This window comes from Mycobacterium senriense, from assembly GCF_019668465.1.
Lineage (GTDB): Bacteria > Actinomycetota > Actinomycetes > Mycobacteriales > Mycobacteriaceae > Mycobacterium > Mycobacterium senriense.
Genome location: NZ_AP024828.1, coordinates 3,348,481 through 3,367,560 on the forward strand (window position 1 = coordinate 3,348,481; position 19,080 = coordinate 3,367,560).

Sequence of the window (19,080 nt, forward strand, 5' to 3'; positions counted from 1 at the left end):
CGGGCGGAACGGAAGCAGGGTAGCGGTGCGGCGTGACACGAAAGCGCTGGCTCTCGTGGCGTCAGCATTGACGATCCTGATCCCCGCGGCCGCGGGCTGCTCAGATTCCGGGGGCAACAAATCGGGGGCGACGTCGTCGACGCCGCAGAACGGCCAGGGCAGCCATGGTGCGATGTTCCCGCAATGCGGCGGCATCAGCGACCAGACGGTAGCGGAGCTCACCAAGGTCACCGGGCTGATCAACACCGCGCGCAACTCCGTCGGGTGCCAGTGGCTGGCCGGCGGCGGCATCCTCGGGCCGCACTTCTCCTTCTCCTGGTATCGCGGTAGCCCCATCGGACGGGAACGCAAGACCGAGGAACTCTCGCGTGCCAGCGTCGATGACATCAACATCAACGGCCACGGCGGCTTCATCGCCGTGGGCAACGAGCCCAACCTGGGTGACTCGCTGTGCGAGGTGGGCATTCAATTCCAGGACGACTTTATTGAATGGTCAATCAGTTTCAGTCAGAAGCCGTTCCCACCGCCGTGTGACATAGCGAAGGAATTGGCTCGCCAATCGATTGCGAACTCGAAATGATGGCCCCGATGCGCGCCGCGTCGCGCAGCAGCAGGACTGCACGCGTCGTCGCGACCGTCGTGATCGCCGCGCTGCTGGTGTTGACGGGCTGTTCCCGCTCGATCGGGGGCAACGCGGTCAAGGCGGGTGGCAATGTGCCCCGCAACAACAACTCCCAGCAGCAGTATCCGAACCTGCTCAAGGAATGTGAGGTCTTGACCAGCGACATCCTGGCCAAGACCGTCGGCGCCGACCCGCTCGACATTCAGAGCACCTTCGTCGGCGCGATCTGCCGCTGGCAGGCGGCCAACCCGGCCGGCCTGATCGACATCACCCGGTTCTGGTTCGAGCAGGGCAGCCTGAGCAACGAGCGCAAGGTCGCCGAGTTCTTGAAGTACAAGATCGAGACGCGTTCGATCGCCGGCATCGACTCCATCGTGATGCGGCCCGACGACGCGAACGGTGCGTGCGGCGTGGCGAGCGACGCCGCCGGGGTGGTCGGGTGGTGGATCAACCCGCAGGCACCGGGCATCGATGCGTGCGGGCAGGCCATCAAGCTGATGGAGCTGACGCTGGCCACCAACTCTTGATCGGCTAGCGCGGCGATCGCAAGCGCGGCGAAGCCGGGCGCAGCGGGTCGCCGCCATCGGCTAGCGCGGCACCTCGAAGTCGATCAACGTCGCCACCCCGAGCTCCAGCTGCTTCCAGGCGCACGGCACGGTGAGCACCGCGATCGCCGACGTCGGAAACTTGACCGAAATCCGTTCGGCGGCAGATGTATTCGTATCCCCGGCACCGCCGAGCGCCAGCGCGAGGGTCGACATCGTCGGCTCGTGCCCGATGACGAGCAGCGTGCTGACGCCGTCGTCCACCGTGTTGATCTCGTCGATCATCGTGCCGGGGGTGCTGGCATAGAGGCGCTCGCTGTATCGCGCCGGAGCATCGATGCGGGTGTTCAGCAGCGTCTCGCGGGTGCGCGTCGCCGTGGAGCACAGCACCCCATCGATGGTGGGCGCGTTGGCACGCAACCAGTCGCCTGCGAGCCCGGCCTGCTTGATGCCGCGGGGCGCCAACGGCCGATCATGGTCGGCGACCCCGGGCGGGTAGTCGGACTTCGCGTGCCGCATCAACAGCAACGTGCGCTGGTCAGTCACGAGAAATCAGAATAGTCAGTGCGGCGGCGAGTCGTCGTCATCACTATCGCCGCCGAGCAATTTTCCCGGATGGTAGAAGATCAGTTGGCAGACGGAATGGCCGAGCTCGGCTGTATCCGGTAGGCGCAGTGAGTGGAGATGGCCGGCCGAGAGCCAGCACAGTCTCGGCGGCGATGGCCAGAATCACCCTAATGGGGACGAATCTTAAAACCTCTGCGAAGTTGTCCCGGGAGTTGTAGAACTTGGAATAGCAGTCCCCGCTCGAGGCACGCGCTGCCCATTGCCGAAGCCAGAAGGCGTTACAGTGAAAGAGTCGTTGCGCACGGGAATTAGATTACTTGTGGCGCAGGAGGTTGCCTGGTGGGTAATCCTTAATTCGCCGGTGGCCTGGGCTGGGCCGGGTGGCAATCTTCCAGGCCCCGGCGTGTGCGACTATCCCGGTGTTGGCGGAAGTACTTTCGAGGCCGGGGCCACGACGTACTACTGCGATTTTCCTGTCGAAGAGAACAGCACGCACTGGCACTGCGAATATGGTGGATGGAACCTGGGTGGTCCAGGTGGCAATGCCCCCATCGGTGGAAGTTTTATGGGTTTTGGGTTGACCATTCCTGCAGGCGATTTCGGGGGTGCTTCCGGTAGCTGTTCATGGCGCTGGCCGGATAACACTATCGGCCCTGCACCGAACCCACCGGGCGCGTGGAAGAACTACTTGGTGCCAAAGCCGCCACCGCCCGAACATCGGGCACCCCCGCCTCCATCAGCTGAGCCAGAGTCCGGACCACCACCGGTAATGAATCCGAATCCCGGCGATGAGCCTCAGACACCGGCCTACACTAACCCGGCGTTTCCGAATCCAGGCAGGCCTCAAAACCCGCCAAGTTAGCTTGTGCCGCATGCACAGCAGCCTCAAGCTCGTTGAGTTTCGTGAGATCGTATCGAAAGTGTGGTTTTCCAGTGTGGTTCGAGTCGGGCCAGCGGATGCCGAGATTTGCTGACCGCAGCGACTCGTGCAGGCCTTCAGGCAGATTCACACTCGCGCAACTTATTTGAAGCATGGTCGCGAGCAGTTCCTGAATGGGGCCTTGATCCGGTTGCCCCGGATTCAACGCGATGCCGAGGAGCCCTCCGACACCGCCGGATTTCTCAGACCAAGACCTGCCGATCGAGGTCCCGCGTCTTGTCGGTGCGCAGACCTAAACTCTCGATGCCCAGGTAAACACGCACTTCGAAAGGGGGTCGCCGGCATGCGATTCCTGCACACCGCCGACTGGCAGTTGGGCATGACCCGGCACTTCCTCGCCGGCGACGCGCAGCCGCGCTATTCGGCGGCCCGCCGCGACGCGGTTTCCGGTCTGGGCGCACTGGCAGCAGAGGTGGGCGCCGAGTTCGTCGTCGTGTCTGGTGATGTCTTCGAACACAATCAGCTCCCGCCCAAGGTGATCGGGCAGTCCCTGGAAGCCATGCGCGCCATCGGAATCCCGGTGTACCTGCTGCCGGGCAACCACGACCCCCTGGACGCCTCGTCGGTGTACACCAGCGCGCTGTTCACCGCCGAGCGTCCCGACAACGTGGTGGTGCTCGATCAGGCCGGGGTCCATCAGGTGCGTCCCGGGCTGGAAATACTCGCCGCACCGTGGCGGTCGAAGGTACCGACCACCGACCTGGTCGCCGACGTCCTCGACGACCTGCCCGCGGCGGAGGGCACCCGGATCCTCGTCGCGCACGGCGGCGTCGACGTGCTGGACCCCGACCGGGACAAGCCCTCGCTGATTCGGCTCGCCACGGTTGACGACGCGCTGACCCGCGGCGCGGTGCACTATGTGGCGCTGGGGGATAAGCACTCACTCACTCAGGTCGGCGGCAGTGGCCGGGTGTGGTACTCCGGCTCCCCGGAAGTCACCAACTTCGACGACGTCGAAGCCGATCCCGGCCACGTCCTGATCGTCGACATCGACGAGGCCGACCCGCAGCGCGCGGTCTCCGTGACGCCGCGGCACCTCGGCAGCTGGCGGTTCGTCACGATGCATCGGCAGGTCGACACCAGCCGCGACATCGCCGATCTGGACATGAACCTGGACCTGATGACCGAGAAGGACCGAACCGTGGTGCGCCTCGCCCTTACCGGGTCGCTGACGGTCACCGACCGCGCCGCGCTGGACGCCTGCCTCGACAAATACGCACGGTTGTTCGCGTGGCTGGGCCTGTGGGAACGTCACACCGATCTGGCGGTGATCCCCGCCGACGGCGAATTCAACGATCTGGGCATCGGAGGTTTCGCGGCCGCGGCCGTCGAAGAATTGGTGGCGACGGCGCGCGAAGACTGCGCGACCGCGGTCGACGCGCAGGCGGCGCTGGCGCTACTGCTGCGCCTCACCGACCGGGGCGCGGCGTGAAGCTGCGCCGGTTGGTCCTGACGAACTACCGCGGCATATCGCACCGCGAAATCGACTTCCCCGACCACGGCGTCGTCGTGGTGTGCGGCGCCAACGAGATCGGCAAGTCGTCGATGATCGAAGCCCTGGATCTTCTCCTGGAGGCGCGGGACCGCTCGACGAAGAAGGAAGTCAAGCAGGTCAAACCCACGCACAGTGACGTGGGCTCCGAGGTGTCCGCCGAAATAAGTTGCGGCCCTTACCGTTTCATCTATCGCAAGCGGTTTCACAAGAAGTGTGAGACGGAGCTGACCGTGGTCCGGCCGTACCGCGAACAGCTGACCGGCGACGAGGCCCACGAGCGGGTCCGGGCGATGCTGGCCGAGACGGTGGACAGCGACCTGTGGCACGCCCAGCGGGTGCTGCAGTCCGCGTCGACCGCCGCGGTGGATCTGTCCGGGTGCGACGCGCTCTCGCGCGCGCTCGATGTGGCCGCCGGTGACAGCGGGGGCCTATGCGGCACCGAGCCCTTGCTCATCGAGCGCATCGACGCCGAATACGGGCGTTACTTCACCCCGACCGGACGTCCGACGGGCGAGTGGGCCGCCGCGATCGCCCGGCTGGCCGACGCCGAGGCCGCCGTCGCCGAGTGCGCCGCGGCGGTCGCCGAGGTCGACGACCGGGTGGCCCGCCATGCCGTGCTGACCCAACAGGTGGCCGACTTCTCCCAGCGCCGCATCGCCGCCGGGCCGCGGGTCACCGCCGCGCAGCAAGCCGCCGACAAGATCGCCGCGCTGACCGCGCAGCGACGTGAAGCCCAGCTGGTCGCCGAGGCCGCCGCCGCCACCGCCGCCGCGGCCGGCGGAGCCCACACCGCGCGCCGGCAACTGCTCGCCGAAATCGACACCCGCGCGGTCGCCGTCGCCGAAACGCAAACGCAGGCGCAACAAGCCGTGGCAGCCCAAGCGGCGGCGCATGCCGAGGCCGAGGCGGCCGGCGCCGCGCTGCAGCAGGCCACCGAGGCGCTCGCCGAGCTGCAACGCCGGACCGAATCCGCGCGGTGCACGGTCGACCAACTCGCCAACCGCGAAGAGGCCGACCGGTTGACCGCCCGGCTGGCCAAGATCGATGCCATCGAACGGGATCGTGAACGGATCGCCGTCGAGCTCGGCACCATCGCCGTCACCGAGGAGATGCTGCGACGCATCGAGGACGCCGCGGCTGCCGTCGATCGCACCGGCGACCAGTTGGCGCTGACGTCGGCGGCGATCGAATTCACCGCCGCCGCAGACATTCAGCTGATCGTGGGCGGCCGGCAGATCTCCCTGCCGGCCGGACAGAGCTGGTCGACCACCGCGGCCGGACCCACCGCGGTGGAGGTTGCCGGTGTCCTGACCGCGCGGGTCACCCCGGGCGCGACCACACTGGACATTCACGCCAAACACGCTGCGGCACAAGAGGAGATGGCAGCCGCACTGGCGGCCGGTGAGGTGAGCGATCTCGCCGCGGCACGCTCTGCCGACCAGCGCCGCCGCGAGTTGCACAGCACCCGCGACCAGCTCACCGCAACTCTGGCCGGCCTGTGCGGTGACGAACAGACCGACGAGCTGCGGTCGCGGCTGGCGCAATTGCGCGCCGAACACCCCGCAGGGGCCGAACCCGTTCTCACCGACATCGGCGTCGCCCGCGCCGAGCTCACCGCGGCCCTTCAGGCTGGAGCGGCCGCAGCGAGCGAATGCGAGGCACGCCGACACGCCGCCACCACCGCCGCCACCGGGCTCGCGGAGTTGTCCACGCGGGCAACGGTTCTGCAGAACACCCTGCAGGCTCAACGCGCCGAGCTGGACGCCGCCGCCGGCCGGCTGGCCGCCGAACGCGCGTCGGCCGGCGACGACGAACTCGCGGCCGCCGCGGCCACGGCCCTGGGTGCGGCGCAGGCCGCGCAACAGCGTGAAACCGAACTCACCGAAGCGCTGGCCGCGGCCGCACCCGATGCGGTCGAGACCGAATTGGCCGATGCCAAAAAGGAAGCCGACTCGCTGCGCGAACGCTACGAGGAAGCCGCCCGCGCATTGCGTGAGATCACGATCGAACTCTCGGTGTTCGGCAGTGAGGGACGCCAAGGCAAGCTCGACGCCGCGGAAACCGAACGCGAGCACGCCGCCCACGAACACAGTCAAGTGGGCGGCCGTGCCCGCGCCGCGCAACTGCTGCGGTCGGTCATGACGCGCCACCGCGACACCACCCGGCGGCGCTACGTCGAGCCCTATCGCTCGGAGCTGCAGCGGCTCGGCCGCCCGGTCTTCGGCCCGACTTTCGAGGTCGACATCGACAGCGACCTGTGCATCCGTAGTCGCACGCTGAATGGCATCACGGTGCCATACGAATCCCTATCCGGCGGCGCCAAGGAGCAACTCGGCATCCTGGCGCGGCTGGCCGGGGCGGCCCTGGTCGCCAAGGAGGACGCCGTCCCGGTGGTGGTCGACGACGCGCTCGGTTTCACCGACCCGGACCGGTTGACCAAGATGGGGGAGTTGTTCGACACCGTGGGAACCCACGGGCAGGTGATCGTCCTCACCTGCAGCCCCGACCGCTACGACGGTGTCAAGGGCGCCCACCGCATCGATATCAGCGCCTAGCCCTGGTGGCTGACCTCCGCCGTTATCGCTGATCACAGCGATTCATCGCCGCACTGGCGCCTTGCCTGCAGAATGGGATCATGGGGGGCCTAGCCGAATGACCATGACCGCGAAGCGCAGCCGGATACAGGAGAAGTTGGCGGAATTGCCCGGCGTGCGGCCCGTGCGCCGGCCGATCTCACCGCACAGCGCCGAAGAGTTCGATCTTTACTACGTGCGCGCGGGCCACAAGTCCGCTCATCCGCTGGTCATCATCCCCGGCGGCCCGGGAGTGGCTTCGGTGCAGATGTACAAGGGGCTGCGGCGGCGGGCGGCGGCGGCCGGTCTCGACGTCATCATGATCGAGCACCGCGGGGTGGGGATGTCGCGCCACGACGATTCGGGTGCTGATCTGCCTCCGCAGTCACTGACCGTGAACCAGGTGGTCGACGATGTGGCGGCGGTGCTGGACGACGTCCAAGCGGAGTCGGCCGGCATCTACGGCGCCTCATACGGCACCTACATCGCGGCCGGCGTCGGGGTGCGCCATCCGCACCGGGTGCGCGGCATGGTGCTCGATTCACCGCTGCTGTCGCGGCACGACATCGTCATCGTGCGCCGCGCGATCCGCCGGCTGCTGCTGAAGGGCGACAGCCCCGAAACCGCTTCGGTGGCACCAAAAATGCGCAAGCTTGTCGACGCCGGTGTGATGAACGCGACGGCAACACAGGTTGTCGCGACGATCTACGGCTATGGCGGAGCCGAACTGCTCGAGCGGCAACTCGACCTGTTGCTCGATGGCAGAAAACTGCTGTGGTGGGCACTATCCCGGTTCACCACCCTGAGCAATCTGCCGTTTCGGTACGAAGAAGATCTGGTGAGCCGCATCGCGTTCCGCGAACTGGATTACGCGGCCGAACCCGACGGTCTACCGCTCGATCCCGCGGTCGCCGAAAGCAGAACACGAACGCACCGAGTGACTTTCGAAGACGAGCCCTATGACCTGGCGGCCGAAATGCCGAAATTCGACTGGCCCACCGCGGTGGTTTCCGGAGGTCGTGACCTGATCACGCCGCCGGCCGTCGCGCAACGCGTGGCGTCGTTGCTGCCCAATGCGGTGCTGTTGAGCCTGCCGAACATGGCGCACAGCGCGCTGGATTTCCGTGAGCCGGTCGCCCTCGCCAGTGCCGATGCGGTCCAGCGCGGCGACCTGAATGGGCTTGTCGCACAGGCGTCGGCGCTGGATGCGCTCCCCCCGCGCCCGGAGGTGCGATTGCTGTGGAAGGCGCTCGGCGCGGCGGCCGTCGCCGAAGGTGCCCTGCCGATCCCGAATCGGCTGCGGCGGCGGCTCAACTCCGTGTGAACCCGATGGCGGTGTAGTCGAGGTCGGCGAGACCGGCCGCGCCGAAATTGGCCAGCGTGCTGCGCACCGCGACATCGCCGGGCGACTGGGTCAGCGGAAGACTGAATCCCTCCGCCCAGATCATCTTGTCCAGATTGTTGGCCAATGCCTGCGCCTTGGCCGGATCGAGTTCTTCCAGCGTGCCTTCGATCGCGGCGTCGATCTGCTCGCTGCCGATCTTGCCGAAGTTGCTCTCCCCGTCGGAGTTGTAGATCTGGGTCAGCGCCGAGAGCGGGAAAGCGTCTCCGAGCCAACCGAATTGGGCCATATCGAAAGCGCCGACGTTGATGTAGTTGGTGAAGAAGCCGCTGCCCGACCGGGATACCAGCTCGAGCTTGACGCCGATCTGGGCGAGACTGTGCTGGGCGATCTGGGCGAATTGCCGGCTGCCCTGGGCGTCGTAGAACAAGTCACGGATCACCAGCGGCCGGCCGTCCTTCTCCCGGAACTGCCCGACCCGTTTCCAGCCCAGCGCGTCAAGCTCCCGCCCGGCCGCGGCCGGGTCGTAGGGCACGACCGAGCTGTTGTCTTGATAGCCCTGCTGCCCGGCGACATAGATATGATTGCCCAGTGCCACAGGATCACTGGTGAGGCCGTACTGGACGACCTTGGCGATGGTCTGCCGATCGATCCCCTTGGCCACCGCGACGCGCAGCGCCTTGTCGGCCAGGATCGAACCCGGGGCGCCGTTGAACGTGAAATGAGACCAGGCCGGAGCGGGCGCACGCCGGATCGAGATTCCCTGGGTGCGCTGCGCGATGGTCAGCTGGTCGATCGTGCCGACACCGGTGGCGTCGATCGTGTTGTTCTGCAAGGCAGGCAACCGCGCGGCGTCGTCGAGCACCAAGTACGTGATGCTGTTTAGGCGGGGGCGCGCGCCCCACCATTTCGGGTTGCGGCTCAACACGATCCGCTGGGTGGTCCGATCCAGCGACGAGACGACGAACGGGCCGGCCGACGGGCCCGGCCCCTCCAGCTGGCCCTTGTTGAACGCCTCCGGGGTGGCGGTCATGCTCTTGGGCAGCAGCATTCCGTTGCCGGCGAACATGCCGCGCCATTCGGCGTAGGGCTTGGCGAACGTCATGACGGCCTGCCGGTCGTCGACGCCGCGGGTCACCGACGCGACGCGGTCGGCGCCGCTGGGCCCGGCGATCTCAAAGGCCTTGTCGGCGCCGCTCAGGGCGTGGATCTGGCTGGCGATGTCCTCCCAGGTGATCGGCGTGCCGTCGGACCACACCGCCTTGGGGTTGATCGTGTACGTAACCACCTGCGGCGCAGTGCCGGTGAGCTCGATGCTGGTGAAGTAGTCGGTGTCGACCGTCGTCGAGCCGTCGGGCCCGATGACGAACGCCCGCGGCAGGGTGGCCTTCATCATCGCGGAGACGTCGGCCGAGTTGCCGTCGATGTGCAAGATGTTGAAGTTCGGCGGAAAGTCGGTCAGCGCCAGTCGCAGGTCGCCGCCGTCTTGCAGGGTCGCCGGATCGTGTGGGTTGACGTCGCTCGTCGAGCCGATCTGTGCGTTGTGCCCGGTCTCCGGAATCAGGCTGACCGCCGGCGAGCAGCCCGACAACACAAGGGCTATCGCGAAGAACGCCTGCGCGAACCGGGTGCCCGCACCCGCCGTGACCACCGCCGGCCTAGACACGTCGGTCCGGATCCGGTTGCGGTACCGCGTTCAGCAGCCGCCGCGTGTATTCGTGTTGCGGGTCGGCGAAGACCTGACGGCTGTCGCCCTGCTCCACGATCGCGCCGGCGTACATCACGACGACGTGGTGCGCGAGGTGCTTGACCACCGAAAGATCGTGGGAGACAAACAGGTAGGACAGGCCGAACCGCTCCTGCAGGTCGAGCAGCAGGTTGATGATTCCGGCCTGGATGGACACGTCGAGCGCGGACACAGGTTCGTCGAGCGCCAGGATCTTCGGTTGCAGAGCGAGCGCACGCGCTATGCCGATGCGCTGCTTCTGCCCGCCGGAGAACTCCGCGGGGTAACGGACCGCGTCGGCGCGGCGCAGCCCCACGATCTCAAGCAGCTCGGCGACGCGCGAGTTAGTGCGGCTCTTGTCGAACCCGTTGGCCCGCAGGGGTTCTGCGAGCAGCTCGAACACCGGTAGCCGCGGGTCGAGCGACGCGACCGGGTCTTGGAACACGACCTGGATGTCGCGCCGCAGCGCCCGCCTGCTCGCGGCGCTCAACGCGGTGACGTCGGTGCCCAGCACCTCGATCGAACCCGATTCGGGCCCGGTGAGTTCCAAGATCTCGTGCAGGGTGGTCGACTTGCCCGAACCCGATTCGCCGACGATGCCCAGGGTGCGACCCTGCCGCAATTCGAAACTGACGCCGTCGACGGCGCGCACCTCACCGGCGCTACGGCGCAACACGCCCTTGGTCAGCCGGTAGGTCTTGGTCAGGTCGCGCACCCGAACGACCACCGACGTGCCGGCGGATTCCGCTTGGCGGGCGTCGGTGCTCACCCCGTAAATGTCCGCGGCGCTTCGGCCGTCGACCTGATCGGTGCGGATGCAGGCCGCCCGGTGATCGGCGCCGACGGAAACCAATTCCGGCTCCGCGAGCCGACATTCGTCGATGGCCAGCGGGCAGCGGGGCGCGAAGGGGCACCCGGGATCCAGGCCCGCCAGCGACGGCGGCGCACCGGGGATCGGCACCAACCGGGTGCCCTGGGCGGCGTCCAGTCGGGGTACCGAGCCCAGCAGCCCGACGGTGTACGGCATGCGGCGGTCGCGGTAAAGGTCAGGCACGGAAGCGGATTCGACGACCCGCCCGGCGTACATGACCAGGGCGCGGTCGGCGAATTCGGCCACCACTCCGAGGTCGTGGGTGATGATGAGCACCCCGGCGCCGGTGATGTCGCGCGCCGTCTTGAGCACCTCGAGGATCTGCGCCTGCACCGTGACATCCAGCGCGGTGGTGGGCTCGTCGCAGATCAACAGGTCTGGGTCGTTGGCGATGGCGATCGCGATGACCACCCGTTGCCGTTCGCCGCCGGACAGCTCATGCGGAAACCCGCGGGCGCGTCGCTCCGGCTGCGCGATGCCTACCAGCTCGAGCAGTTCCACGGCACGCCGACGAGCGGCCTTTCTGCCCACTCGCGGCTGGTGGATTTCGATCGCCTCGGCGATCTGGTCGCCGACGGTGTAGACGGGTGTCAGCGCGGACATGGGATCCTGGAACACCGTGCCGACCGTCTTGCCGCGGAACCGCGACATCGCGTCGTCGCCGAGGCCCAGCAGTTCGGTGTCGTGCAACCGCACCGAGCCGCGCACCTGTGCGTACTCGGGTAACAGGCCGATGGCCGCCATCGCCGAAACGGACTTCCCCGAACCGGATTCGCCGACCATGGCGACGACTTCCCCCGGTTCGATGCGGTAGCTGATACCGCGCACCGCGGTCACCGGGTCGCCACCCGTCGGGAACGTGACCGCCAGGTCGGTTACCTCGAGCAGCGGGCTCATCGGCTCCCCCCGCTCAGGCCCGCGCTGCCGGGGTCGAGCGCATCGCGCAGGCCGTCACCGGTGAGGTTGGCGCACACCAGGATCAGCACCAGCACTCCCGCGGGAAACAGGAACACCCAGGGAAAGGTGGTCGCGGATTGGGTGCCGTTGGCGATCAACGTGCCCAGTGACACGTCGGGTGGCTGGATGCCGAAACCCAGGAAGCTCAGGCCGGTTTCGGCCAGGATGGCCGACGCGACGTTGAGCGCGGCGTCGATGATCAAGATGGATGCCACGTTGGGCACCACGTGGCCGACGATGATGCGGCGGCTGGAAACCCCCATATACCGTGCGGCACGGATGAATTCGCGTTCCCGCAGACTCATGGTCATGCCGCGGACCATGCGCGAGCTGACCATCCAGCCGAACCCGGCCAGCAGTAGGACCAGCATCACGACATTGGCCGAGCTCTTGATGCGCGGTGTCACGATGGCGATGAGGATGAAGCTGGGTACCACCAACAACAGGTCGACCACCCACATCAGCGCACGGTCGCGCCAGCCACCGAAATAGCCCGCGATCGACCCGACGGTGGCCGCGATGCCGGTGGAGATGACCGCGACGCAGACGCCGATCAGCATCGACTTCTGCATCCCGCGCAAAATCTGCGCCAGCAGATCTTGACCCAGCGCGTTGGTGCCCAGCCAGTGGCGCGCGTTCGGCGGCTGCAGCAGCGCGGTGAAATCCAGGTCCTCGTAGGAATACGGCAGCACGGCGGGCAGCACGTAGCAGCCGACGAACAACAGCACCAGCAATGCCAGCGACGCCACCGCGAACCTGTTGCGGGCGAACCGCCGAAGCACCAGGGTGCGCCGCGAGGTGAAGTCCGCGACCTCGTGCCCCGAAAAACCATGGGCGCCATCGATGTTCGCCTGGGCCGTCATGACACCCGGACCCGGGGATCGAGGGCCGCGTAGAACACGTCCGAGAGCAGCCCGGCCAGCAGCACCACCGCACCGGAGAACAGGGTGATCGCCGCGATGATGTTGGTGTCCTGAGTCGCGATGCCCTGCACCAGCCATTCACCCATGCCGTGCCAGCCGAAGATCTTCTCCACAAATACCGCCCCGGTCACCAGGCCGGCCACCCCGTAGGCGAACAGCGTGGCCAGCGGGATAAGCGCGGTGCGCAGCCCGTGCTTGACCAGCGCCCGCCGGCGGGTGAGCCCTTTGGCGCGCGCGGTGCGAATGAAGTCCTGGCCCAGGACGTCGAGCATCGCGTTGCGCTGATAACGGCTGTATCCCGCCGCGGCGGCAAGCGCCAGGGTCAGCGACGGCAAGACCAGATGCCGTAATCGGTCGAGCAGGTGCGCGCCGGTCCCCCCGGTCACGCCCGGTGAAGTCTCCCCGGTGTAGTCGAAGATGTGCAGGCCCACGGCCCAGTTCACCCGCAGCGCGCCGAGGATCAACAGGCTGGCGATCACGAATGTCGGGGTGCTCAGCACCAGCAGCGCCACCATGGTGACCACCCGGTCGCTGAGTCGATACTGCCGAATGGCGCCCCACGCCCCGGCCGCGACGCCCAATGCGGTGCCCACCAGCGAACCGATGATCAGCAGGCGCAGGGTCACTCCGACGCGACGCCACAGCGTCGTCCCGACGGGCTGGCCGGTGATGGTCTTGCCGAAGTCACCGCGCACGGCGTGCGATGCCCAGTGCGCGTAGCGGATCGGTATCGGCTCATCCAGGCCGAGCGTGTGGGCCTTGGCATCGATCACGGACTGTGGCGGGCGCGGGCTGCGCTGCAGCAGGCTGTCCAGTGGCCTGAAGGCCACCGACGTCAGGCAAAACGTCAGAAACGATGCCAGCGCCAGCAGCACCACGTAGTTGAGCAACCGGCGTGCCAGAAACCGAGTCATGCCGGTCCGCACACCCCACGTCGCATTGGGACAGGCTATCGAGCCGCCGGTACAGCGTCGCGCGATGCGGTCGCCCGGCGCGTTCGATCTCCTTCCGATCCGGTTGATTTTCATGCGTGAATCGCGTGCGATCGGTTGTTAGGATCCACCGCGGTACCGAGCCGGGCAGCAAACGCAGCACGGTTCAGGCCGCGACACTCCCGAGGAGGCTTGCGTGACGGTTACCGACGAATACCTGGCCAACAACGCCAAATATGCGAGCACTTTCGACGGGCCGCTGCCGATGCCGCCGGGCAAACATGTCGCCGTCGTCGCGTGCATGGACGCCCGGCTCGATGTCTACCGCATCCTCGGGCTCAACGAGGGGGAGGCCCACGTCATCCGCAACGCCGGCGGAGTCATCACCGACGACGTCGTCCGTTCGCTGGCCATCAGTCAACGATTGCTGGGGACGCGGGAGATCATCCTGATTCACCACACCGACTGCGGCATGCTCACCTTCACCGACGACGACTTCAAGCGCAGCATCCAGGAGGAGACCGGGATCAAACCGCCGTGGGCGGCGGAGGCTTTCGCCGATCTCGCCGAGGACGTACGGCAATCGCTGCGCCGGATCGAGGACAGCCCGTTCGTCACCAAGCACGTCTCCGCGCGCGGATTCGTCTTCGACGTGGCCACCGGCAAGCTCGAGGAAATCAAGCCCTGATCGCCGTCGGCCGCCGGCGACCTCAACCGACCTTGTAGGTCGCCAGCGCCTTGGCAACCAGCGTGCCCTGCGGGTCGACGATCTCGGCCTCGCAGTTGACCAGTGACCGGCCACGCCGCAGGACCCGTCCCACGCCGATCACGTCGGTGGCCCGGGCCGGGGCCATGAAGTCCAGCGTGAGGGACACCGTGACGCCCCGCAGCTCCGGCGGTGCGTGCGCGCCGCACCACGCCGCCGCCATGACGGTGAGATCGGCGAGGGTGGCGATGGCGCCGCCGTGGACCATGTCGCCGATGGTCACATTGGACGGGTCCCAGGGCAGCCGCAGCCGCACTTCGTCCTCTTCGAGGCGCTCGGCGACGATGCCCAGCTTGACGACGAACGGGGATTGGGGGAGGAACTGCGCGATGACGTCGCGACCGCTCGGCGCGGATGGTCCGGCGGTTTCCGGGGTGGCAGTCATCCGTCCATGTTTTCGCACCCCAACCGGCCGCAAAAGTGCCGTCGGGACTCTTGACGCGATCTGTCCGGTGACCGGCGTGCGGGCCAGGCCGATCCGGCGGCCGCAGGTCCTGTGGTTGACAGCGCCGGGGCGGGCTGGTCTCATTTATCGTTAAAATGCCAAATATGGTCAGTTCTACCAGGTTTTAATCGAAGGAAGCTATGACCAGTGATGTGACGGTGGCCCCCGCCGCCGGACAGTACGAGTTGAGTCATCTGCGCTCGCTGGAGGCGGAGGCGATCCACATCATTCGTGAGGTCGCCGCGGAGTTCGAGCGCCCGGTACTGCTGTTCTCGGGCGGCAAGGACTCCATCGTCATGCTGCACCTGGCGCTGCGGGCGTTCCGGCCCGGGCGGCTGCCGTTCCCGGTGATGCACGTCGACACCGGGCACAACTTCGACGAGGTGATCGCGACCCGCGACGAGTTGGTGGCCGAGCACGGCGTGCGCCTGGTGGTCGCCTCAGTCCAGGAGGACATCGACGCCGGCCGGGTCGTCGAGCCGCGCCAAGGGCGCAACCCGATCCAGACCGTCACGCTGCTGCGCGCCATCCGGGAGAATAAGTTCGACGCCGCGTTCGGGGGAGCGCGCCGCGACGAAGAGAAGGCGCGCGCGAAGGAACGGGTGTTCAGCTTCCGCGATGAGTTCGGCCAGTGGGATCCAAAGGCGCAACGCCCTGAGCTGTGGAATCTCTACAACGGCCGGCATCACAAGGGCGAGCACATCCGGGTGTTCCCGCTGTCCAACTGGACCGAGTTCGACATCTGGTCCTATATCGGCGCCGAGAACATCGCACTGCCGTCGATCTATTACGCCCACCAGCGCAAGGTGTTTCGCCGCGATGGCATGCTGCTGGCGGTCGACAAGAACATGCACCCGCGCGATGACGAGCCCGTGTTCGAGGCGACGGTGCGGTTCCGCACCGTCGGTGACGTCACGTGCACCGGCTGCGTGGAATCGCGGGCCGCCACCGTCGACGAGGTCATCGCCGAGACCGCGGTGTCGCGGCTGACCGAACGCGGGGCGACCCGAGCTGACGACCGGATCTCCGAGGCCGGCATGGAAGACCGCAAACGGCAGGGATACTTCTGATGACAACGCTACTGCGCTTGGCCACTGCGGGTTCCGTCGACGACGGCAAGTCGACCCTGATCGGTCGGCTGCTTTATGACTCCAAGGCCGTGATGGAAGACCAGTGGGCGGCGGTGGAACAGACCTCCAAGGACCGCGGTCACGACTACACCGACCTGGCGCTGGTGACCGACGGCCTGCGGGCCGAGCGCGAACAGGGCATCACGATCGACGTCGCCTACCGCTACTTCGCCACTCCCAAGCGGAAATTCATCATCGCCGACACGCCCGGACACATCCAGTACACCCGCAACATGGTGACCGGCGCGTCGACCGCCCAACTGGTGATCGTGCTGGTCGACGCGCGCCACGGCTTGCTCGAACAGTCCCGCCGGCACGCGTTCCTGGCGTCCCTGCTGGGCATTCAGCACATCGTGCTCGCGGTCAACAAGATGGATCTGATCGATTGGGACAGAGAGAAATTCGAGGCGATCCGGGACGAATTCCACGCGTTCGCCGCGCGCCTGGACGTGCACGACGTGGCCACCATCCCGCTATCCGCCCTGCACGGCGACAACGTGGTGACCAAGTCGGACCAGACACCGTGGTACGAGGGACCGGCGTTGCTGTCGCATCTCGAGGAGGTGTACATCGCGGGTGACCGCAACATGGTGGACGTGCGGTTCCCGGTTCAGTACGTCATCCGCCCGCACACCCGCGAGCATCAGGACCACCGTAGCTACGCCGGTACCGTCGCCAGCGGGGTCATGCGTCCCGGCGATGAAGTGGTGGTGCTGCCTGTGGGTAAACAAACCCGGATCACCGCCATCGATGGGCCCAATGGTCCGGTGCAAGAAGCGTTCTCGCCGATGGCCGTATCGCTGACCCTGGCCGACGAGATCGACATCTCGCGCGGCGATTTGATCGCCCGCACCCACAACCAGCCCCGGGTCGCGCAGGAGTTCGACGCGACGGTGTGCTGGATGGCCGACGATGCGGCCCTCGAACCCGGCCGCGACTACGTCATCAAGCACACCACCCGCACCACGCATGCCAGGGTGACCGCGCTCGACTACCGGCTCGACGTCAACACCCTGCATCGCGACAAAACAGCAACGGCGTTGAAGCTCAACGAACTCGGCCGCATCTCGCTGCGCACCCAGGTGCCGCTGCTGCTCGACGAGTACACGCGCAACGCCAGCACCGGTTCGTTCATCCTCATCGACCCGCACACCAACGGAACGGTTGCGGCCGGCATGGTGCTGCGCGACGCCTCGGCGCAGGCTGCGAGCCCGAACACGGTGCGGCACAAGTCATCTGCCATCGCTGCGGCACGGCCTCGAGGCAGGACGGTGTGGTTCACCGGCTTGTCCGGCTCCGGCAAGTCGTCGGTGGCCATGCTGGTCGAGCAGAAGCTGCTGCAAAAGGGAACTCCGGCATACGTTCTCGACGGTGACAATCTGAGGCATGGCTTGAATGCCGACCTGGGCTTTTCCATGGCCGACCGAGCCGAAAACCTGCGCAGGCTGGCGCATGTGGCGGCGCTGCTCGCCGACTGCGGCAACGTCGTGCTGGTGCCGGCGATCAGCCCGCTGGCCGAGCAACGCGAACTGGCCCGCAACGTGCACGCAGAGGCCGGCTTCGATTTCATCGAGGTGTTCTGTGACACCCCGATCGAGGAATGCGAAAAGCGTGATCCCAAGGGTCTGTACGCCAAGGCACGTGCGGGTGAGATCAGCCAGTTCACCGGCATCGACAGTCCGTATCAGGTGCCGGTGGACCCCGACCTGCGGCTCACCCCGGACAGTACCGCCGAGGAGCAGGCGCAGCGGATCATCGACCTGCTCGAATCACGCGGGTAGCCGTCCGATCAGCCAGGCTGCACCGAAATTGTGTCGTCGGGTGGCACAATCCTGGGAGTGCGCATGTCGGCGAAGGCGGAGTATGCCGTGCGGGCGATGATTCAGCTCGCCACGGTGCCCGACGGAACGCTGGTGAAGACCGACGATTTGGCCCAGGCCCAGGGCATTCCGCCGCAATTTCTCGTCGACATCCTGACCAACCTGCGCACCGACCGGCTGGTGCGAAGCCACCGAGGTCGCGAGGGCGGCTACGAATTGGCCCGGTCCGGGAAAGACATCAGCATCGCCGACGTGTTGCGCTGCATCGACGGCCCGCTGGCCAGCGTCCGTGACATCGGGCTCGGCGACTTGCCGTACTCGGGACCGACGGCCGCGCTCACCGACGTCTGGCGCGCGCTGCGGGCCAGCATGCGGTCGGTGCTGGAAGAGACGACGCTGGCCGACGTCGCCACCGGCGGCCTGCCCAAGCATGTCGCGGCGCTGGCCGACGACTATCGCAAGCAGGAAAGCCAGCGGCACGGCACAGCGCGCACCGGCGACTAGGTACAGCGCTTTTCAGCTGCCAGAGCCATAGGGGCGCGTGAGGATCTCCATGGCATGCCCAGATGGATCGAGGAAGTACACGCCGCGCCCGCCGTCCCGCTGGTTGATCTCGCCCGGCCGTTTGGCCCCCGGGTCCGCCCAGTGCTCGAGACCCCGCGACTGGATCTTGCCGTAGATCGCGTCGAAGTCGTCCTCTGTAACGAGAAACGCGTAGTGCTGGCGTGGGATATCCGCGCCTTCGGGGGCATCCGCGTAGTCGAGACTCGCGGCGTGCTCGAGTTCCACAACCATGAAGTGGCCGAAGGGCTTTGGGCCGGGCAGGCCGAACAGCTCGGCGAGGAACTCGGCGGATTCGCGTTTGTCGCGGGACGCGACGATGGTGTGGTTGAAACTGATGGTCATAGTTCTTTCCAGTCAACCACTCCGATGCGGGCGCGACAACGCAGCGCTACTTGGGTGCGGTTAGCTCCAGGGCGATGTTGTCGGGATCGCGGAACTCCAGGATGTAGGACGGTCCGATGTCTTTGACCGGCTCGTGGACCACGCCGAGTTCGTCGAGATGCGCTGCGGCCGAATCCAGTTCATCTTTGCTGGCGATCCGGAAGGCAATGTGGTCGAGTCCGACGCGGTCCTCGTCGAACCGGTCGGCGGCGACCGGCCGCAGTCCGAGAAGCGTCCCGCCGAGGTCGTAGATGACCCCGCCGAACAGGAAGCCCAACTGATCGCGGGTGGGTTCGTCGGCGTTCTCGGGAACTTCGATCAACACCGGCCAACCGAACACGCTCTCGTAGAACTGCCGCGACCGCTCGATATCGGTCACGGTCAGCCGGACATGTGCGATGGAACTACTCGTGAACGCCACTCGCCCCATGGTTCCACTGAAGGGCCGCAGATCAAACATGCCAGAATCGCCGTCGTGCGG

General features: G+C 66.8%; 18 protein-coding genes. 9 read left to right on the plus strand and 9 right to left on the minus strand.

Annotated elements, in window-relative coordinates:
* The first annotated feature begins 25 nt into the window (after positions 1-25).
* Positions 26-580 carry a DUF3558 domain-containing protein gene (locus tag MTY59_RS16105; protein WP_221042037.1) on the plus strand — a complete coding sequence of 185 codons (555 nt, stop codon included), beginning with the start codon at positions 26-28 and terminating at the stop codon, positions 578-580.
* A gap of 8 nt (positions 581-588) precedes the next feature.
* Positions 589-1,149, plus strand: a complete 561-nt coding sequence (locus tag MTY59_RS16110; protein WP_221042038.1) for a DUF3558 domain-containing protein — start codon at positions 589-591, stop codon at positions 1,147-1,149.
* Positions 1,150-1,209: 60 nt separating this feature from the next.
* On the opposite strand, the gene MTY59_RS16115 is transcribed toward MTY59_RS16110, so the two are convergent.
* Both MTY59_RS16115 and MTY59_RS16120 read right to left on the minus strand, forming a co-directional pair.
* Complete coding sequence (locus tag MTY59_RS16115) at positions 1,210-1,713, minus strand: SixA phosphatase family protein (protein WP_221042039.1); 504 nt, start codon at positions 1,711-1,713, stop codon at positions 1,210-1,212.
* Between the two features lie 833 nt (positions 1,714-2,546).
* Positions 2,547-2,744, minus strand: coding sequence for a hypothetical protein (locus MTY59_RS16120; RefSeq protein ID WP_221042040.1), 198 nt, complete (start codon positions 2,742-2,744; stop codon positions 2,547-2,549).
* A gap of 213 nt (positions 2,745-2,957) precedes the next feature.
* Here MTY59_RS16120 and MTY59_RS16125 point away from each other — a divergent pair, with 213 nt between their 5' ends.
* The 3 genes from MTY59_RS16125 (at position 2,958) to MTY59_RS16135 (ending at position 8,066) form a co-directional block, all read left to right on the plus strand.
* On the plus strand, positions 2,958-4,106 hold the full coding sequence (locus tag MTY59_RS16125; protein WP_221042041.1) for a metallophosphoesterase family protein: 1,149 nt from the start codon (positions 2,958-2,960) through the stop codon (positions 4,104-4,106).
* A complete protein-coding gene (locus tag MTY59_RS16130; protein WP_221042042.1) occupies positions 4,103-6,724 on the plus strand; it encodes an AAA family ATPase in 2,622 nt (873 codons plus the stop codon). Before MTY59_RS16125 ends, MTY59_RS16130 begins: the two co-directional genes overlap by 4 nt.
* Positions 6,725-6,821: 97 nt before the next feature.
* On the plus strand, positions 6,822-8,066 hold the full coding sequence (locus tag MTY59_RS16135) for an alpha/beta hydrolase (RefSeq protein WP_221042043.1): 1,245 nt from the start codon (positions 6,822-6,824) through the stop codon (positions 8,064-8,066).
* Here the strand turns inward: MTY59_RS16135 and MTY59_RS16140 are convergent.
* From MTY59_RS16140 to MTY59_RS16155, 4 genes are read right to left on the minus strand one after another with little or no spacing between them, the layout of a single operon-like run.
* The gene (locus tag MTY59_RS16140) at positions 8,053-9,735 is read right to left on the minus strand and encodes an ABC transporter family substrate-binding protein (protein WP_221046472.1); all 1,683 of its coding nucleotides are present in this window, start codon (positions 9,733-9,735) and stop codon (positions 8,053-8,055) included. The genes MTY59_RS16135 and MTY59_RS16140 overlap by 14 nt on opposite strands.
* A 7-nt stretch (positions 9,736-9,742) precedes the next feature.
* On the minus strand, positions 9,743-11,578 hold the full coding sequence (locus MTY59_RS16145; RefSeq protein ID WP_221042044.1) for a dipeptide ABC transporter ATP-binding protein: 1,836 nt from the start codon (positions 11,576-11,578) through the stop codon (positions 9,743-9,745).
* A complete protein-coding gene (locus MTY59_RS16150; protein ID WP_221042045.1) occupies positions 11,575-12,501 on the minus strand; it encodes an ABC transporter permease in 927 nt (308 codons plus the stop codon). Before MTY59_RS16150 ends, MTY59_RS16145 begins: the two co-directional genes overlap by 4 nt.
* Entirely contained in the window at positions 12,498-13,475 is a 978-nt protein-coding gene (locus MTY59_RS16155) for an ABC transporter permease (RefSeq protein WP_221042046.1), read from the minus strand. The genes MTY59_RS16150 and MTY59_RS16155 overlap by 4 nt, the downstream gene beginning before the upstream one ends.
* A 214-nt stretch (positions 13,476-13,689) precedes the next feature.
* Here MTY59_RS16155 and MTY59_RS16160 point away from each other — a divergent pair, with 214 nt between their 5' ends.
* The gene (locus MTY59_RS16160; RefSeq protein WP_221042047.1) at positions 13,690-14,181 is read left to right on the plus strand and encodes a beta-class carbonic anhydrase; all 492 of its coding nucleotides are present in this window, start codon (positions 13,690-13,692) and stop codon (positions 14,179-14,181) included.
* Between the two features lie 22 nt (positions 14,182-14,203).
* Here MTY59_RS16160 and MTY59_RS16165 read toward each other — a convergent pair whose 3' ends face one another.
* Complete coding sequence (locus MTY59_RS16165) at positions 14,204-14,644, minus strand: PaaI family thioesterase (protein ID WP_221042048.1); 441 nt, start codon at positions 14,642-14,644, stop codon at positions 14,204-14,206.
* Between the two features lie 200 nt (positions 14,645-14,844).
* Here MTY59_RS16165 and cysD point away from each other — a divergent pair, with 200 nt between their 5' ends.
* The 3 genes from cysD to MTY59_RS16180 are packed head-to-tail and all read left to right on the plus strand — an operon-like array spanning position 14,845 to position 18,158.
* Positions 14,845-15,774, plus strand: coding sequence for a sulfate adenylyltransferase subunit CysD (gene cysD / locus MTY59_RS16170; RefSeq protein ID WP_221042049.1), 930 nt, complete (start codon positions 14,845-14,847; stop codon positions 15,772-15,774).
* Positions 15,774-17,615, plus strand: coding sequence for an adenylyl-sulfate kinase (gene cysC / locus MTY59_RS16175; protein ID WP_221042050.1), 1,842 nt, complete (start codon positions 15,774-15,776; stop codon positions 17,613-17,615). The genes cysD and cysC overlap by 1 nt, the downstream gene beginning before the upstream one ends.
* 57 nt (positions 17,616-17,672) lie before the next feature.
* Entirely contained in the window at positions 17,673-18,158 is a 486-nt protein-coding gene (locus tag MTY59_RS16180) for an Rrf2 family transcriptional regulator (protein ID WP_221042051.1), read from the plus strand.
* Positions 18,159-18,170: 12 nt separating this feature from the next.
* Here the strand turns inward: MTY59_RS16180 and MTY59_RS16185 are convergent, their stop codons facing one another.
* Together MTY59_RS16185 and MTY59_RS16190 are read right to left on the minus strand one after the other, a co-directional pair.
* Positions 18,171-18,560 carry a VOC family protein gene (locus MTY59_RS16185; protein ID WP_221042052.1) on the minus strand — a complete coding sequence of 130 codons (390 nt, stop codon included), beginning with the start codon at positions 18,558-18,560 and terminating at the stop codon, positions 18,171-18,173.
* A 46-nt stretch (positions 18,561-18,606) separates the two neighbouring features.
* Complete coding sequence (locus MTY59_RS16190; RefSeq protein ID WP_415822366.1) at positions 18,607-19,029, minus strand: VOC family protein; 423 nt, start codon at positions 19,027-19,029, stop codon at positions 18,607-18,609.
* Positions 19,030-19,080: the final 51 nt, after the last annotated feature.

Coding starts and splice junctions, on each gene's coding strand:
- MTY59_RS16135 (WP_221042043.1), top strand. CDS start 6,822: ATGACCATGACCGCGAAGCGCAGCCGGATACAGGAGAAGTTGGCGGAA.
- cysD (WP_221042049.1), top strand. CDS start 14,845: ATGACCAGTGATGTGACGGTGGCCCCCGCCGCCGGACAGTACGAGTTG.
- MTY59_RS16190 (WP_415822366.1), bottom strand. CDS start 19,029: ATGGGGCGAGTGGCGTTCACGAGTAGTTCCATCGCACATGTCCGGCTG.
- MTY59_RS16145 (WP_221042044.1), bottom strand. CDS start 11,578: ATGAGCCCGCTGCTCGAGGTAACCGACCTGGCGGTCACGTTCCCGACG.
- MTY59_RS16185 (WP_221042052.1), bottom strand. CDS start 18,560: ATGACCATCAGTTTCAACCACACCATCGTCGCGTCCCGCGACAAACGC.
- MTY59_RS16155 (WP_221042046.1), bottom strand. CDS start 13,475: ATGACTCGGTTTCTGGCACGCCGGTTGCTCAACTACGTGGTGCTGCTG.
- MTY59_RS16110 (WP_221042038.1), top strand. CDS start 589: ATGCGCGCCGCGTCGCGCAGCAGCAGGACTGCACGCGTCGTCGCGACC.
- cysC (WP_221042050.1), top strand. CDS start 15,774: ATGACAACGCTACTGCGCTTGGCCACTGCGGGTTCCGTCGACGACGGC.
- MTY59_RS16125 (WP_221042041.1), top strand. CDS start 2,958: ATGCGATTCCTGCACACCGCCGACTGGCAGTTGGGCATGACCCGGCAC.
- MTY59_RS16165 (WP_221042048.1), bottom strand. CDS start 14,644: ATGACTGCCACCCCGGAAACCGCCGGACCATCCGCGCCGAGCGGTCGC.
- MTY59_RS16150 (WP_221042045.1), bottom strand. CDS start 12,501: ATGACGGCCCAGGCGAACATCGATGGCGCCCATGGTTTTTCGGGGCAC.